Source organism: Shewanella sp. 553, from assembly GCF_059338375.1.
The window spans coordinates 1,348,414-1,365,362 of record NZ_CM181701.1 but is presented as its reverse complement, the minus strand read 5'-3'; the positions used below and the strand labels follow the sequence as shown (position 1 = coordinate 1,365,362).

At 46.8% G+C, this 16,949-nt stretch carries 12 protein-coding genes and 11 tRNA genes; 14 read left to right on the top strand and 9 right to left on the bottom strand.

Annotated elements, in window-relative coordinates:
• Window positions 1-51: 51 nt before the first annotated feature.
• The 5 genes from AC5YBZ_RS06190 to gltX all read right to left on the bottom strand — a co-directional run bounded on the left by AC5YBZ_RS06190 (window position 52) and on the right by gltX (window position 2,242).
• Window positions 52-127: transfer RNA gene (locus tag AC5YBZ_RS06190), tRNA-Glu, on the bottom strand.
• A gap of 106 nt (window positions 128-233) precedes the next feature.
• A tRNA-Glu gene (locus AC5YBZ_RS06185) sits at window positions 234-309 on the bottom strand.
• A 106-nt stretch (window positions 310-415) separates the two neighbouring features.
• Window positions 416-491: transfer RNA gene (locus AC5YBZ_RS06180), tRNA-Glu, on the bottom strand.
• 161 nt (window positions 492-652) lie between these two features.
• Window positions 653-728, bottom strand: a tRNA-Ala gene (locus AC5YBZ_RS06175).
• A gap of 104 nt (window positions 729-832) precedes the next feature.
• Window positions 833-2,242, bottom strand: a complete 1,410-nt coding sequence (gene gltX, locus AC5YBZ_RS06170) for a glutamate--tRNA ligase (protein ID WP_494519567.1) — start codon at window positions 2,240-2,242, stop codon at window positions 833-835.
• A gap of 650 nt (window positions 2,243-2,892) precedes the next feature.
• Here gltX and AC5YBZ_RS06165 point away from each other — a divergent pair.
• The 13 genes from AC5YBZ_RS06165 to AC5YBZ_RS06105 all read left to right on the top strand — a co-directional run bounded on the left by AC5YBZ_RS06165 (window position 2,893) and on the right by AC5YBZ_RS06105 (window position 10,991).
• Window positions 2,893-2,968, top strand: a tRNA-Val gene (locus tag AC5YBZ_RS06165).
• Between the two features lie 37 nt (window positions 2,969-3,005).
• Window positions 3,006-3,081: transfer RNA gene (locus tag AC5YBZ_RS06160), tRNA-Val, on the top strand.
• Between the two features lie 37 nt (window positions 3,082-3,118).
• A tRNA-Val gene (locus tag AC5YBZ_RS06155) sits at window positions 3,119-3,194 on the top strand.
• Window positions 3,195-3,231: 37 nt separating this feature from the next.
• Window positions 3,232-3,307: transfer RNA gene (locus AC5YBZ_RS06150), tRNA-Val, on the top strand.
• A gap of 37 nt (window positions 3,308-3,344) precedes the next feature.
• Window positions 3,345-3,420 (top strand) — tRNA-Val (locus AC5YBZ_RS06145).
• 37 nt (window positions 3,421-3,457) lie between these two features.
• Window positions 3,458-3,533: transfer RNA gene (locus AC5YBZ_RS06140), tRNA-Val, on the top strand.
• Window positions 3,534-3,570: 37 nt separating this feature from the next.
• Window positions 3,571-3,646 (top strand) — tRNA-Val (locus AC5YBZ_RS06135).
• 150 nt (window positions 3,647-3,796) lie between these two features.
• Window positions 3,797-4,024, top strand: a complete 228-nt coding sequence (locus AC5YBZ_RS06130) for a hypothetical protein (RefSeq protein WP_494519568.1) — start codon at window positions 3,797-3,799, stop codon at window positions 4,022-4,024.
• 541 nt (window positions 4,025-4,565) lie between these two features.
• Window positions 4,566-5,585: a TRAP transporter substrate-binding protein gene (locus AC5YBZ_RS06125; RefSeq protein ID WP_494543572.1), complete on the top strand. Its 1,020-nt coding sequence runs from the start codon at window positions 4,566-4,568 to the stop codon at window positions 5,583-5,585.
• A gap of 88 nt (window positions 5,586-5,673) precedes the next feature.
• Window positions 5,674-6,312, top strand: a complete 639-nt coding sequence (locus tag AC5YBZ_RS06120; protein ID WP_475516366.1) for a TRAP transporter small permease — start codon at window positions 5,674-5,676, stop codon at window positions 6,310-6,312.
• Window positions 6,312-7,709: a TRAP transporter large permease gene (locus tag AC5YBZ_RS06115; RefSeq protein WP_494524598.1), complete on the top strand. Its 1,398-nt coding sequence runs from the start codon at window positions 6,312-6,314 to the stop codon at window positions 7,707-7,709. Before AC5YBZ_RS06120 ends, AC5YBZ_RS06115 begins: the two co-directional genes overlap by 1 nt.
• Before the next feature lie 91 nt (window positions 7,710-7,800).
• The gene (locus tag AC5YBZ_RS06110) at window positions 7,801-9,624 is read left to right on the top strand and encodes a sensor histidine kinase (RefSeq protein WP_494543571.1); all 1,824 of its coding nucleotides are present in this window, start codon (window positions 7,801-7,803) and stop codon (window positions 9,622-9,624) included.
• Window positions 9,621-10,991 carry a sigma-54-dependent transcriptional regulator gene (locus AC5YBZ_RS06105; RefSeq protein WP_494524596.1) on the top strand — a complete coding sequence of 457 codons (1,371 nt, stop codon included), beginning with the start codon at window positions 9,621-9,623 and terminating at the stop codon, window positions 10,989-10,991. Before AC5YBZ_RS06110 ends, AC5YBZ_RS06105 begins: the two co-directional genes overlap by 4 nt.
• A 41-nt stretch (window positions 10,992-11,032) precedes the next feature.
• Here the strand turns inward: AC5YBZ_RS06105 and AC5YBZ_RS06100 are convergent, their stop codons facing one another.
• A complete protein-coding gene (locus AC5YBZ_RS06100) occupies window positions 11,033-12,250 on the bottom strand; it encodes an MFS transporter (protein WP_494524595.1) in 1,218 nt (405 codons plus the stop codon).
• Between the two features lie 247 nt (window positions 12,251-12,497).
• Between AC5YBZ_RS06100 and AC5YBZ_RS06095 the strand changes: the two genes are divergently transcribed.
• Window positions 12,498-13,388, top strand: coding sequence for a LysR family transcriptional regulator (locus AC5YBZ_RS06095; protein WP_494524594.1), 891 nt, complete (start codon window positions 12,498-12,500; stop codon window positions 13,386-13,388).
• A gap of 57 nt (window positions 13,389-13,445) precedes the next feature.
• Here the strand turns inward: AC5YBZ_RS06095 and maiA are convergent, their stop codons facing one another.
• The 3 genes from maiA to tyrR all read right to left on the bottom strand — a co-directional run bounded on the left by maiA (window position 13,446) and on the right by tyrR (window position 16,911).
• On the bottom strand, window positions 13,446-14,090 hold the full coding sequence (gene maiA, locus AC5YBZ_RS06090) for a maleylacetoacetate isomerase (RefSeq protein ID WP_494524593.1): 645 nt from the start codon (window positions 14,088-14,090) through the stop codon (window positions 13,446-13,448).
• 81 nt (window positions 14,091-14,171) lie between these two features.
• The gene (locus AC5YBZ_RS06085) at window positions 14,172-15,158 is read right to left on the bottom strand and encodes a fumarylacetoacetate hydrolase family protein (protein ID WP_494524592.1); all 987 of its coding nucleotides are present in this window, start codon (window positions 15,156-15,158) and stop codon (window positions 14,172-14,174) included.
• A 208-nt stretch (window positions 15,159-15,366) separates the two neighbouring features.
• Entirely contained in the window at window positions 15,367-16,911 is a 1,545-nt protein-coding gene (gene tyrR / locus AC5YBZ_RS06080) for a transcriptional regulator TyrR (protein ID WP_475516358.1), read from the bottom strand.
• Window positions 16,912-16,949 lie beyond the last annotated feature (38 nt).

The window sequence follows — 16,949 nt, the reverse complement described above, 5'->3', positions numbered from 1 at the left end:
ATCGCTTCAACGCTATCGAATCGTCAACTTGTCAGTCAACCACTCAAAAAGTGGTATCCCATAGGGGATTCGAACCCCTGTTACCGCCGTGAAAGGGCGGTGTCCTAGGCCTCTAGACGAATGGGACACTGTTGGTACGTTATACTCTGTACCGAGTGAATACTCATTGAAGCCAGTAGGCTATCGCTTCAACGCTATCGAATCGTCAACTTGTCAGTCAACCACTCAAAAAGTGGTATCCCATAGGGGATTCGAACCCCTGTTACCGCCGTGAAAGGGCGGTGTCCTAGGCCTCTAGACGAATGGGACACTGTTGGTACGTTATACTCTGCACCGAGTGAATACTCGTTGAAGCCAGTAGGCTATCGCTTCAACGCTATCGAATCGTCAACTTGTCAGTCAACCACTCAAAAAGTGGTATCCCATAGGGGATTCGAACCCCTGTTACCGCCGTGAAAGGGCGGTGTCCTAGGCCTCTAGACGAATGGGACACTGTTGGTACGTTATACTCTGCACCGAGTGAATACTCATTAATGCCTGTAGGCTAAACATCAATGCTAGGTGATACGTTATACTCTGTATCGAGTGAATACTCATTGATGCCTGTAGGCGCTCTTGTTAACCAAGAATATCAATGCTTAGACAAAGTAGATGGTGGAGCCTAGCGGGATCGAACCGCTGACCTCAACACTGCCAGTGTTGCGCTCTCCCAGCTGAGCTAAGGCCCCTTACCTAACTTATCACCTTTGAGTGCACTGCAAGCATTTGCTACGCTGTGTCCCAACTGCGAGGCGCATTCTATGCAGCACACCCAAAAGTGTCAACTCGTTTTTTAGGAATTTATTCTATTTGCTACAAATTCAATCGCTTTGGAGATTCTTTGCTCACAACGAGCCTTTCCAACGAGGAATAAGGTTAAATCAACAGCAGGTGACATACCCGCACCTGTTACGGCAACGCGTAGTGGCATACCGACCTTACCCATACCAACGTCTAATTCAGTCGCGGTATCTTCAATCGCTTGATGAATTCCTTCCAATGTCCACTCTGGTAATGCGGCTAATTTTTGCTGAACCAGTTGTAATGGCTCCAGCGCTACACCACGAAGATGCTTTTTAGCGGCAGTTTCATCGAACTCAGCAAAGTCTTCATAGAAGTAACGACTAGACGCCGCCAACTCTTTAAGGGTCTTCGCACGCTCAGCCAACGCGGTAACCACTTCCGCTAGCGCTGGACCATTACTGGTATCGATGTTTTGATCGGCCATATGCCATTCAAGATGCTTAGCTACATATTCTGGTGCTAGCTCTTTCATATAATGCTGGTTCAACCATATAAGCTTATCGGTATTAAAAGCCGAGGCGGCTTTATTGATATCATCGAGCTTAAATAGTTGTTTCATCTCATCGATAGAAAACACTTCTTGGTCGCCATGAGACCAGCCTAGACGCACGAGATAGTTCAGTAGCGCTTCAGGTAAGAAACCATCATCACGATACTGCATCACCCCTACTGCACCATGGCGCTTAGATAGCTTGGCACCATCATCGCCCAAGATCATCGCCACATGGGCGTATTCTGGAATTGGTGCACCTAGCGCTTTAAGAATGTTGATTTGACGAGGGGTGTTATTAATGTGGTCTTCACCACGCACAACACAAGTGATCCCCATATCCCAGTCATCAACCACAACACAGAAGTTATAAGTCGGTGTGCCGTCAGTACGGGCAATAATCAAATCATCGAGCAGCTCATTAGAGATTTCGATACGACCACGAACATGATCATCAAATACTACGCTGCCTTCTGTCGGGTTTTTAAAACGAATAACGAACGGCTCGTCAGTGTCTCGTGGTGCTTTATCACGACAGTAACCGTCATATTTTTGTTGCTCACCCTTGGCCGCTTGCTCTTCACGCATAGATTCGATGCGTTCACGGGTACAGTAACACTTATACGCAGTGCCCTGCTCTAGCATCTGAGCAATGATTTCGTTGTAACGGTCAAAACGCTTGGTTTGGTAGTATGGACCTTCATCCCAATTGAGTCCCAACCACTGCATGCCTTCTAATATGGCTTCGCATGCTTCAGGTGTTGAACGCTCTATATCGGTATCTTCGATACGTAAAACAAATTCACCTTGGTTAGCACGGGCATATAGCCATGAATAAAGTGCAGTACGAGCACCACCTACATGTAAAAAGCCGGTAGGACTTGGAGCAAAACGCGTCTTAGTCGTCATAATGGGACATAAACCTATTGTCGAAAGTCTAGAGTAGACTGAACTATTAAATGTGGTGGCTATTCTAACAGCCAAACCCACTAAGAGAAAATACTCTGCATCATATCATTGCGATAAGCCATCATCGACAGCCACCACAAGGCTGCCACAAACTAAATGTACACTTGGTGCCTTTAATCATTAATATTGGAGCCACTCATTTAAGGTAAGCGTAAGGTAAGCGCATTTATACTTTATACAGGACATTAATCTAATGAGTATTGAAACAGACTAATAGATTCGCTTTGATACCCAAAAAGCAATTATTGAGCAGTATCGGTCAATGACCTCTCGAATCTAGCAATTAAAAACGCTAACTCGACTTACCTTAAACTGGACTATGGTAACGGCTCCCAATAAAGAACCTCAGTAGCACAAGGTTATGCTGCCTCTAAAAGCCAGGCTTTATCTTTAGCAAGTTGAATTGCTCCCAGTGATTCAATGAGATCCCCTAACACAACAGACAATATTTAATCGCTTCAAGCTGATGTAAGCCCCCTCTCTGTTTAACATTAACGCAGTCCGCACAAATTTGAACCGGACTAACGTTTTTATCGAAAAAAGCGTTGACACTCGATCAACGCTCCCTATAATACGGCCCCACACAGCGAGGTCGATTAGCTCAGCTGGGAGAGCACCTCCCTTACAAGGAGGGGGTCACTGGTTCGAGCCCAGTATCGACCACCATTCTTTTCATAAAGAATTAAAACATTATGAAATCCCAGGTCGATTAGCTCAGCTGGGAGAGCACCTCCCTTACAAGGAGGGGGTCACTGGTTCGAGCCCAGTATCGACCACCATTCTTTTCATAGAGAATTAAAACATTATGAAATCCCAGGTCGATTAGCTCAGCTGGGAGAGCACCTCCCTTACAAGGAGGGGGTCACTGGTTCGAGCCCAGTATCGACCACCATTCTTTTCATAGAGAATTAAAACATTATGAAATCCCAGGTCGATTAGCTCAGCTGGGAGAGCACCTCCCTTACAAGGAGGGGGTCACTGGTTCGAGCCCAGTATCGACCACCATTCTTTTCATAGAGAATTAAAACATTATGAAATCCCAGGTCGATTAGCTCAGCTGGGAGAGCACCTCCCTTACAAGGAGGGGGTCACTGGTTCGAGCCCAGTATCGACCACCATTCTTCTCATAAAGAATTAAAACATTATGAAATCCCAGGTCGATTAGCTCAGCTGGGAGAGCACCTCCCTTACAAGGAGGGGGTCACTGGTTCGAGCCCAGTATCGACCACCATTCTTTTCATAAAGAATTAAAACATTATGAAATCCCAGGTCGATTAGCTCAGCTGGGAGAGCACCTCCCTTACAAGGAGGGGGTCACTGGTTCGAGCCCAGTATCGACCACCATATTTCCTCTTTTGCATTACAATTCCCTATTTAGAATTAATCAGCCTATTAGCCATAAGTTTTGGTTCAAATTTGTCATTGCTAAACGACTCGCCTCGACTATTCTTCAATAATATTGAGTTCAACAACCGATGAGTATTGGTGGTTATTATGGCCGAAGTCACACAATCTGCCTCACTGGCAAGTATTGCAGCCTATTTAAAGCTCACTCATGAATGTGATGAGCAGCAAGCTATGGTTGAAGCTAAAGAAGTCATGCAGAATTTAGTGGCTATGCGGCAAAAAGGCTTTATTACAGGCTGGTATTTTGATGCTCACGGCCATTTAGAATTATTACCTAGCGACGCTATTATGAAACGAATTGACCCAATAAAATAACGCTACCAACAAGAGTTACAGTAACTTAGCGAGTGAGTAGGTGCTGTTTCTCTCAAGATACTCTCTCTTGTACGCTACAGCATAAAAAACTAAGGATTTGATAAACCCTATTCCCACTCTTCTTATTCCCTCCGCCCGCTATTCTACCTAATCTGACATTACGTCACTCGATGCTTACTCCATTTATTTAGTCGTGATGTTGACCATAACACTCAGAACTCGCTCACTTTCTCGCACAACGTCAAACTCCTTACCAACATGAGTACTAACTAAATGAGTACTCAAATCCTGCTGCTGGATAAGGCTTGCGACCTAAATGGGTCATTTCCCACCCATTTAGGTTAATTTAACTGGCGAGATCTGCCCCATTAGTCAACTCGCTGAAACACAGCACTAAATGCAACCTATTGAGATCTTTGGTTTTACATAAAAATAACATTTATGGCCCACTCCTTGCCTATACTTCCCTATTAAGTTCATCAGTAAACTCAGCCTTTGTGGCCCATAAAGCCAAAAGGATTAATAACATAAGGGAAAAAATATGAGCATATCAAACACCAATTTCACTCTGCACTCACTTAAACGGCTGGCTAAGCTAACCTCGGTAGTAACCTTATTAACTGCCAGCCTGTCGGTGTTTGCCGCCCCAGTAGAAATTAAGTTCTCTCACGTGGTTGCAGAGAATACGCCAAAAGGCCAAATGGCCCTTAAATTTAAAGCCTTAGTCGAAGAGCGACTCCCTGGCGAATATCAGGTAAACGTCTTTCCTAATTCTCAGTTGTTTGGTGACAATAACGAATTGTCAGCATTACTGCTCAATGATGTGCAATTTGTAGCACCGTCGCTGTCTAAATTTGAACGTTACACCAAGAAACTACAAATTTTTGATTTACCTTTCCTATTTCAAGATATGGAAGCGGTTAATCGTTTTCAACAAAGCGAGTCAGGACAAAAATTATTAAACTCGATGAAGCGAAAAGGCCTTGTCGGGCTTGGTTATCTTCACAATGGCATGAAGCAGTTTTCCGCCAGTAGCCCACTGATCTTGCCGGAAGATGCTGGCGGCAAAAAGTTTCGCATTATGGCATCTGACGTTTTGGCTGCCCAATTTCAAGCAGTCGATGCGATACCGGTGAAAAAACCCTTCTCAGAAGTGTTCACGCTACTGCAAACACGTGCTATCGATGGTCAAGAAAATACCTGGTCAAATATCTACTCGAAGAAATTTTTCGAAGTGCAAAGCCATATTACCGAGAGTAATCACGGCGTTTTAGATTACATGGTGGTGACCTCTGATGAATTCTGGACATCACTCCCAAATGATAAGCGTAAAGTGATCAAAGCTGCCTTAGATGAAGCGGTTGCTTATGGTAACGAGATTGCGGCGACCAAAGTCGATAAAGATAAGCAAGCCATTATCGACTCTAAGCGCTCAGAAATTACCTATTTGACTCCAGAACAACGCGCCGCTTGGGTCACTGCCATGAAGCCAGTATGGGCACAGTTTGAAGATAAAATTGGTAAAGATCTTATCGAAGCCGCCGTCGCTGCAAACAAATAACAACAATAACGATTCGCTAAGCTAATAGGGATGTATTGAGGCCGAGCTCACGGCTGGCGGCCTCTTTCCTATTTAAGGAGCAACAGAGATGATATCTCGTGTATTTTCATATTTTGAAGAAGGTGTGCTCAATGCGTTAATCACCACCATGACGGTGTTGGTGTTCGCTGAAGTGATTGCGCGCTTTTTCTTTAACACAGGTTTTCTGTGGATCCAGGAACTGACACTCACCCTGTGTGGTTGGTTTGTATTATTTGGTATGTCTTATGGTGTGAAGGTCGGCGCCCACATCGGCGTCGATGCCTTTGTCAAAAAACTACCCAAAAAAGGCCGTAAAGTCACCGCTATTATTGCCGTCATTGTCTGCTTAATTTACTGCGCTATGTTTTTACAAGGCAGCTGGGATTACCTTGCAAAAATGTACCAAGTGGGCGTACCGATGGAAGACATCGACTTACCGCACTTTTTAATTAGCCAGCTTGACCCAGACAATGCCTGGGAATATTTACGCATCGATGTTGAAGAGCCCGCCGTACCACTGTGGATGTCACAAAGTATCTTATTAATTGGCTTTGCATTACTCACATGGCGTTTTATCGAATTAGCTATCGCTATTTTACAAAATAAAACTGATGGTTTTAGTTTTGCCGATGAAGCCAAGGAAAGCATGCATCTTGCTGAAAATAACAGTGATAAGCCTGATGTTGGCACCAAGGGAGATAAGTAATGACGATTGCCATCCTGTTTATTAGTCTGTTTCTGTGCATGCTCATCGGTATGCCTATTGCCATTGCGCTAGGTTTTTCTAGCATGCTCACCATCTTATTGTTTTCTGATGACTCACTGGCCTCAATCGCCCTTAAACTGTATGAGTCGACCTCTGAGCATTATACCCTGCTGGCGATCCCCTTTTTTATTCTCTCCTCAGCCTTCTTATCAACCGGTGGTGTGGCGCGGCGGATCATCGACTTTGCCATGGACAGTGTTGGTCATATTCGTGGCGGATTAGCCATGGCCTCTGTCATGGCCTGTATGCTCTTTGCTGCGGTCTCTGGTTCATCGCCTGCAACCGTTGCCGCCATTGGCTCTATCGTCATCGTGGGTATGGTGCGCGCGGGCTATCCGGAAAAATTTGCCGCGGGCGTTATTACCACCTCAGGGACATTAGGCATATTGATCCCCCCTTCCATCGTCATGCTGGTTTACGCCGCCGCTACCGAAGTGTCTGCAGCCAGAATGTTTATGGCAGGGTTAATACCGGGATTAATGATGGGGCTTTTACTCATGCTCGCCATCTACATTGTTGCGCGTATTAAGAAACTCCCCTCTCGCCCTTTCCCAGGGGTAAAAGTACTGGCCATATCGAGCGCTAAAGCCATGGGCGGCCTAGCGCTAATTTTTATCGTACTAGGTTCCATCTATGGTGGTATTGCCAGCCCTACTGAAGCTGCTGCGGTAGCGTGTGTTTACGCTTACTTTATTGCCGTATTTGGCTATCGCGATATTGGGCCACTAAAAAATGTCAGCTGGCGAGAGCGCGGCGAGTCCCTTCTAAAGGCTTGTGCACGTAATATCGGTTTTATCTTGCTTGCCGTGCTTAAAACCCCGGTGGACAAAGAGATCCGCCACGTGGTCAGAGATGGCGCTAAAGTCAGTATTATGCTGCTGTTTATCATCGCTAATGCGATGTTATTTGCCCACGTGCTCACCACTGAGCGCATCCCACACTTAATTGCCGAAACCATCGTTGGCATGGGGCTTCCCGTTTGGGGCTTCCTCATCATAGTCAACCTGTTACTGCTAGCTGCAGGTAACTTTATGGAACCCTCGGCAATTTTGCTCATCATGGCGCCGATTTTATTCCCAATCGCGACGCAATTGGGCATTGATCCTATCCATTTAGGCATCATCATGGTGGTCAATATGGAGATTGGTATGCTCACCCCGCCGGTAGGGCTCAACTTGTTTGTGACCGCGGGTATCACGGGGCGCAGCATGGGATGGGTGATTCAATCCTGTTTACCTTGGTTGCTATTGTTGCTGTTCTTCTTAGCACTGATCACTTACGTTCCACAGATCTCGTTATTCCTGCCTGAATATATTGATAAGTTAAATGGTTATTAAATAACTTGATTTTAATTAACAATTAAGTGAGTCTGGCAACGGTAGCTTTCCCCTTGCCAGACTCACTATTGTTGATGCGGACATGCATTTTATGTCAATGAATATAAAAACAAAAAAATACCTCAGCGTCACTTTGATTATCGCATTAGGCCTAGTGCTGGTATTAAATATCGCCTATTGGTTTCATTTAGATCATGGCTACCAGCAGACTCAACGTCAATCTGCCGCGCAGATGAAAGAGCTGGTCAGTTTTCTATCGGGCGCCCTATCTCGTTATCAAAGCATCCCTCACGTACTGTCGAAAAATCCATTATTGGTCAACGCACTGCAGCAACAAGGTGACACAGGCCCCCTCAGCGCATTAAATCAGTATTTACAAGAGATCCAGAGTATCACCGAAGCGCTCGATATCTATCTGGTCAATGCCAACGGCGATGCCATTGCCGCCAGTAATTGGCAGCAAAGTTACTCGTTTATCGGACAAAACTTTGCCTTTCGCCCCTATTTCCAACAAGCGATAAAGGGCCAACTCGGACGCTACTTTGCCGTGGGCACCAGCTCCAATAAACGCGGCTATTACTTCTCTTACCCCATCTATACTAGCGGACAACGTCAATCTGCAGAGCAAGTGCAACCAGAAATTCTTGGTGTGATAGTGGTAAAGGTCGATGTTACCGAGATAGAACAGCACGGTACCGGTATGGCCAGAGCCAGCAATTATGAATTTGCCATTAGCGATCCCGATGACATCATCTTTATCTCGAGCGCCCCACAATGGCGTCTGGCCGCTTTCAATGCGGTAACACCCGAGCGGCAACAGCAGATTAAGCAGTCACGCCGCTATGCCGATAGAACTATCCACGAATTAACCATTGAGCCGCCATACACAGATCCAGCGGATAAGCGCTACCCTATCTACCGGATTAACCACAGCAATAACAACGCCATTGACTACATGGACAGCCAAACAGTAATGGCAGAGGCTGGTTGGAAATTGCATATCCTAGCCCCTATGGCACCAACTTATCAGGCTATGCCGCCCTTATTGCTGCTTTATGGCGCCTTATACCTGTTAATAGCCCTAGCCTTGCTGTACGCCGTTGAGCGACGTAAAAACAGCCTACGAATGCGTCACGCACACGAACAGTTAGAGCAAAGAGTACAAGAACGAACTCAAGCTTTAGAGAGTAGCCATCGACAACTCAAAGAGACCCAAGATGAGTTAATCCAAGCCGCTAAGCTCACCGTGATAGGCAGTTTATCGGCCAGTATCAATCATGAGATCAATCAGCCCTTGGCCGCTATCCGCAGTTACGCCCAAAATACCCAAACCTTACTGGCCAGAGCCAAGTGGGATGATGTAGGGCGTAATATCATCACTATCATAGAGTTAACCGACAGGCTGGCCGCTATCGTGTCGCAATTTAAAAGCTTCACCCGTAAAAGTGCTGGCAATGAGAAAGCCACCAACGTAGCCCAGTGCATCAACGATGCCTTAACCATTATTCAGCCAGAAGTCGATAAACAGAGGGTTGAGCTGCAACTTAATGTCGACGATAACCAGATCCATATTTGGTGCGATCCTATCCGGCTACAGCAGGTACTGGTGAATTTAATGAGCAATGCCATTAAAGCCATGCAACACAGTTCGCCTAAACAGTTGATTATCGGCGTAACGGTGACGGATAGAGTCAGCATTAGCATCGAAGATAGTGGTTCTGGGATTGAAGAGAGCCAAATGAAAAAAATCTTCGACCCCTATTACACTAATTCTCGCCATGGGCTCGGCCTTGGTTTGTCTATTTCACGGCGGATCATCGAAACCATGCAAGGGCAAATAAGCGTGGCTAACCGCATAGAAGGCGGCGCCATTTTTAACATTACCTTGGCCACATATACACCAGGAACGCCATGATGCTAACCGATGAACTAACACAATACGACATAATTATTGTCGATGATGAACCCCTTATCGGCTGCGCATTGGTTCAGTTATTTGAGCTGGAATCATATCGAGCAATCGCCCTTACCGAGCCGCAACAACTGATGCACGCCTTACCTCAAAACTGGCCTGGGATAGTGATCTCCGACGTGAATATGCCACATATCGACGGCTTAACACTGATGGCGGATCTCTTAAGCCAAGATAAAGATATCCCTATTATCTTACTCACAGGGCACGGTGATATCGCCATGGCGGTGCAAGCGCTAAAACAGGGGGCATACGACTTTATTGAAAAGCCGTTTAACAACGAACATATGCTCGACATTGCAAAACGCGCCCTAGAAAAACGCAGCCTGACGCTGGAAAATCGTAGCCTCAAAAAGGAGCTCGAATCACACAGTACACCTGGGCCGCGCATTCTGGGTCACAGCCCCGGCATAAAGCAGATGCGCCATATTATCGAACAGGTGATCGACATGCCCGCCGACATCTTAATCGAGGGAGAAACCGGTACAGGTAAGGAGTTAGTGGCGCGCTACTTACACGATCATAGTGTCCGCAGCGCCGCCAATTTTGTTGCCATCAATTGCGGTGCGATCCCTGAAACCATTATCGAAAGTGAGCTATTTGGCGCAGAGGCCGGTGCCTTTACCGGAGCCGACAAAACTCGCATAGGTAAGTTCGAATACGCTAACGGTGGCACCCTGTTTCTCGATGAGATTGAAAGTACCCCGCTGGCCTTACAAGTAAAGTTACTGCGCGTGCTTGAAGATAGAAAAGTAGAGCGACTGGGGTCAAACAAGAGTATTGCCTTAGATATTCGCATCATTGCCGCAACCAAGATGGACCTTAAATCCCTGTGCAATACTGGTGAATTTCGCCAAGATCTCTTATATCGCCTCAACCTTGTCACCATACCTATCCCTGCGCTGCGTGAACGCCGGGAAGATATTCCACTGTTATTTTTACACTTTGCCCGTGTCGCATCGGCGCGTTACCACAAAGCACTTATTCCACTGTCGACAGAAAATACCGCTCAGCTGATCTCTCATGATTGGCCAGGTAATGTCAGGGAGTTAAGAAACCTTGCCGAACGCTATGTCCTGCTTGGCGGCGAAGCAGCCTTTGCCACATCGATGACCCCAAGCCATCAACTCAATGCCAATATGTCACTGCAGCAACGGGTAGAATTTTTTGAGCGCCTGTTGATTGAGGAGGCGCTCAATGTCAATAAAGGCAGTATTAAACTGACCATGCAGCAGCTCGAATTACCGCGTAAAACCCTGTATGACAAGATGCAAAAATTTGGCCTCAACCGTAAAACCTTTATCCAATAGGCATTGGCAGTCACTGTAGATAAACCGTCGAGGGGTTTGCCTTAACCTGCTACATCGGCCAAAGATACGGGCACGCGCCGCTGAGCGCGTGCCAAATACAGTACCAACACGGCCACCAGCGATAACACCACTAGGCTACCTGCCACAACGCCATTCCAGCCCCAATGCTGCCAAAAGGGTAATAGATAAGGGCCACCTATCGCCGCACCAAGATAGTAACTGCACAGATACAAAGCGGTGGCTTTAGCTCTATGCTGCTGTGCACGCTGGGCTACCCAAGCATTACAGACGCTATGAAAAGTGAAAAAACCAAAACTGGATAAGATAAAGCCAGCCACAATCGCCTCACTATTATCGAGCAAGGTCACCATGCTCCCCAGACACATCATTAATGTCGACAACACAAATAAGGGTTGGCGGCCTAATTTATTCACCCATTTAGCGGAGCGAAAAGAGGCATAAGTGCCACTTAAATAACAGAGGAAAATCAAGGTCACCTCAAAACGCCCCCAGTTAAAGGGCGCTTGCATCAGGTGCAACTGAATATAACTAAATTGATTGACCATCACCATAAAGGCCATAGCACCCAGTAGATACAATTTAATCATGGTGCTATCGCTAAGGTGTAACCAAAACCCTTGGGCGTCGCTGCGCTGAAAACGTAATTTAATCTCGCCACGCTCGGCGCGAATTTTATCGCGATTAGGCAACAGCCCTATCACGACTAAGGTACCAAGGGCGGTAATGCTGCACAGTAATAACATCGACTGTTGCCAATTAAGATATTGCGTCATGACACCACCGAGTAATCGCCCAGCAATACCACCCAAACTGTTGGCCGCAATGTAAACCGCTCCCGCTTTCAGTAAAACCGACTTATCGAGCATATCTTTGAAATAGGCCATCGAAATGGCGGGCACCGCCGCCAATAGAGCCCCTTGGATCAAGCGCAGTGCAATCAAACCACTAAACTCTGTCACAAACAGCAACATGACATCGGCAAGTACTAGCAGCCCTAAACTCCACAACAGTGGCTTTCTGCGACCAATTTTGTCCGACAAGGTGGCATAAAACAGCAATGAAAAGGCTAACGAGAAGCTGGTCACTGACAGCAGCAATGTGGCGTGCGCGGGTAATACATGAAAACTACTAGCAATGAGTGGCAGCATGCCTTGCACCAAATATAAATTGATATACACAACCACAGAGGCTAAGGACAGCCCCCATATTAATCGGGTTTGCAGTTGTTGATGACTCATGGGTGACACACTTCTCTGTTATCTCAATAGACACAGGCTAGCATTAGCCCTAACATAACAAAAATAGATTATTTTGATTGAGTCCATATTATTTTGTTATGGATATATCTTGCGCTCAGTCGGTTTAGCTCCAAGATTACTTTGGTGTTTAAAGAGCTAAGATACCGTTGAACAAGGGCTAAGATAACCTTACTAACGACCCTAGCGATAACAGCACTAGCAACTAACCAACTCAGTGAGCAATGATGTGGATATCAAACAACTTAAACATTTCGATGCCTTAGCCACCAAAGGCAGTTTCACCTTGGCGGCCAAACAACTCAATATTGCCCAGCCGGCACTAAGTCAAAGCATCAAACGATTGGAAACCGATTTAGGGGTCACCCTGATCAATCGCAATAAACATTATCGCGGCCAAGATGGCAGTCGTTTGACCCTCACCGCCGAGGGTAACGCCCTGCATCAGCACGCTTGTCTCATCATCAAGCAACTTAAGCAGGCTGAGGCACACATCAAATCGATGGCGAACCTGACTAAGGGAGAAGTGCGCATTGCGGTGCCCGGCATGCTGGGCTCTTACTATTTACCCTCGCGCTTAATGGCCTTTCGCCATCGTTATCCCGATTTGAAACTGTCATTATTTGAGGGCGGTACCCGCGACAGTTTGCGCATGTTGCAAAATGAAGAGGTCGATATCGCCATCATCACAGGGCAAGATCTGCAAGCCAACTTCGACAGTCACCTACTGCTGAGAGAGCAAATGGTGGTCGCCCTAGGTGAAGATCACCCACTGGCAGACCAAAGTTGCATCACCCTGCCACAATTTTTCCAACATGAATTGGTGATGTTTAAACCCGGTTACTTTCATCGAGAATGGATGTTGTCTCAAGCCAAACAGCTGGGATTGGAGGCCAATATCGCCTTTGAAACCAACTTGATCAACCTGATTAAACAGGTGGTGGCACAAGGCTATGCCATCACGAGTGTGCTAGAGATGGTGATAGAGCAGCGCGATAATATTTTGGCGCGGCCCTTTTCACCTGCGGTCTATCTAGATTTGTATATTGCTTGGAACAAAGACCGCCCCGTCGGGCTGGCTGACCGAGCCTTTGTCGACTTTCTGATGACCCATCGCTAATACCGGCTAGACGGGGATTAGGCCATATCAGCTCATTAAGGTTAGCCAAATTAGATCTCACTGCGCATCGGCTTGCAGCTCGGGGGAGGCGTGAATAAACGCATCAAGTTGTAGGCAATTATCATAAATACGCTCAATATGCGGATAGGCGCTCAATGCAACATTAAAGCGCTTGGCGTTATATACCTGAGGGATTAAACACAGATCCGCCAAGGTGACAGTATCACCAAAGCAGTAACGCCCGGCATAGGTTGCCAATTGGGTTTCAAGCGCGCTAAAACCACTGTGGATCCAGTGGTGATACCATGCCGATTTAGCCGCTTCATCAAGTCCCGCCGGGCCACTTAAATATTGCAGCACTCTGAGATTATTAAGCGGGTGGACTTCACAGGCGATAGCCAGTGCCATGGCGCGCACTATGGCTTTATCTTTCACATCATGGGGCAAGAGGGGTGGCTCGGGATAAACCTCATCGAGGTATTCAATAATCGCCAGCGATTGTGATAACGCCAGTTCATCATCATCCTCAATTAAGGTTGGCACTAACTCCTGAGGATTCAATGCGGCGTAATCAGCTTGATGTTGCTCACCGCCCGCTTTAACTAAATGTATCGATTGATGCTCAACATCGACACCTTTTATATTCAGTGCGATGCGTACTCGATAAGCGGCGCTCGAGCGCCAATAACCTAATAATTTCATGCTCCACTCCCTATGCCGAAAAACCCTGGCGACAAAAACGGGGCGCATTACTGTCGCCCCGTATTACACGTGCTGGTCAATTTACCCTTGGTATTTCACTACCTGCTGATCGATAGCACCAAATATCGATTGCTCATGTTCATCAAGCATTTCAATACGCACCCTGTCGCCAAAATGCATAAACTCGGTCGATGGTTTACCATCGGCAATGGTTTCTAACATACGGGTTTCCGCTAGGCAGCTCGAGCCAGCGCTGCGATCGTAATTAGAGATAGTACCTGAGCCAATAATCGCTCCAGCCCCTAAGGGACGCGTCTTGGTAAAGTGGGCAATCAACTGACTAAAATTGAACGTCATATCCTCACCACAATTAGGTCGACCGAAGAGTTGATTATTGAGATGGGTAATTAAAGGTAAATGCACCTTAGTATCTTGCCACTTATCGCCAAGCTCATCTGGGGTGACCGCCACTGGCGAGAAACTGCTTGAGGGTTTTGATTGGAAAAAGCCAAAGCCTTTGGCCAGTTCAGCCGGAATTAAGTTACGCAGTGATACATCGTTCACCAACATGATCAACTTAATGTGCTGAGCGGCAGAGTCCACATCAGTGCCCATAGGCACATCGTCGGTGATAATCGCCACTTCTGATTCAAAATCGATGCCCCACTCTTCACTTGCAAGCTCAATATCGGCCTTAGGTGCAATAAAGCTATCTGAGCCACCTTGATACACTAAGGGATCGGTCCAAAAGCTTGCTGGCATCTCGGCGCCGCGGGCTTTACGGACTAATTCCACGTGATTGACATAGGCACTGGCATCGGCCCATTGGTAAGCGCGAGGCAGGGGCGACAGACATTTGGCTTCATCAAAATCGATAGCATTATCAAGCATGCCACTGTTGAGCGCTTCATAAAGTTCTTGCAGCTGAGGCTGCAGTAAATCCCACGCATCAAGCAGTTGCTGCATAGTATGTGCGATGGCTGGCACGGCAACAGTTTTGGTTAAATCCTTACTGACCAGCATTAACTGGCCGTCACGGCGACCATTATTGTAACTCGCTAACTTCATAGCTACTCCTCAATATTCTTATTGGTGATGGCACCGCAATGGCCGTGCATCGTTCTCTGGCGTACTTAATAATTCGGCATGAGCATACAAATACCCTATGCCCACTCAGATAGAAATAGCGTGACCTAAATCACGCTATATTTGCCCTGGTTAATTGTTGTAAATCCTGCGTTACAAGCCTAGGCGCTCTTGCACCACCAACAAGGCGTCAACCGCCTTTTGATTTACCAATCTTATATTCGCGTAGTTTGTTAGCGATAGCGGTATGGGACATGCCCAGCTTTTTAGCCAATTGGCGGGTACTGGGGTAAGCCGGATAGAGACGCCTCAAGATATTGGCCTCAAACTGTTTCATGGCATCATCTAAACAACCTTCAAACTCGTGATCAAAATAACCAAACCCTTCCGCATAAGAGGGCAACTTCAGTTGCTCCACGGTTAACTCGGCCGACCCGTCCCACATAGAAACAGCGCGGAAAATAGCATTCTTTAACTGACGCACATTGCCCGGCCACGCATAGCTGAGCAAATGCTCACGACACTGCGCCGAGATACGGCGAATGGGGATGGACAGTTGCTGACTATAATGCTCTAAAAACATCTCGGTTAAGGGGATCACATCCACCTTGCGATCGCGCAGACTCGGCAGATGAAAGCTGAGCACATGAATTCGGTAATAGAGATCTTCGCGAAATTCGCCGCTTTGACACAATTCAGCAAGGTTTTTCTGAGTCGAGCAGATAATACGCACATCGGAGCGTACCTCGACATCGCCACCGACGCGTCGGAAAGTGCCATCTTGCAGTAGGCGCAGCAACTTGACCTGCGCCGCCTTGGACATTTCCGCCACTTCATCTAAAAAGACCGTACCGCCCTTGGCTTCTTCAAAAAAGCCGCGTTTGACCACCTCGCCGCCACTCACATAACCAAACAGCTCCTCTTCGGCCGCACTGTCAGGCATCGCTGCACAATTAATGGCAATAAAAGGATATTCTCGACGCATGCTGGCATCGTGACAGGCGCGCGCCATTAACTCTTTCCCCGTGCCGGTTTCGCCAGTGATCAACAAAGGTGCATCCAGCTGCGCCATCCTTCTGGCTTGCACTAATACCTCTTTCATTTTATCACTGACCGCAAGCACGTTTTCAAAACCCGTGGTCTGATTTTGCAGCGCGTTAAACTGTTTACCTAAACGGGCCGGAGACTTAAGTGATACTACGGCGCCCGCAAGAATACTTTTATCCTGCTCATCGGGCAGGTAAATCGGAAGCATCTCGGCGAGGTACTCACTTTGACCTATGTTGACCCGTGTCGCCTGCGCAAGCACCTGTGGTTCGCTAAGCCAACGGGAAAAATTAAATCCTTGTACCCAATGGTTAAGCGATTCGTCTAGCACCTCATGCTCGCCCATGTTCAGTGTCATCAATGCTGACTCATTAACGATGCGGATGCGCCCTTTTACATCGAGAGAGAACACCGAATCGGGCAGGGTTTTAAGTAGGGTTTTAAGCGCGTAATGTTCTTGTTCTGACGGCATAAAGGAGACAGTTCGCACATCACTGACCCCTTCAACCTTGCGGATTAACGGCAGTAATTCACTGAGCACATCAAACTTAACTTCAGCAAATTGGAGATAGAGAAACCCTTGATTGCTGGCGTCAATGGCAAACAGGTTAATCCCATAGCCCTCTAACACCACCAATATATCTTTTGCTAGACCCACACGGTCAATACAACTTACCGCTAAGCGCATACTATTATCGTCCCTTTGTTGTTCTTATTACTGCGTTA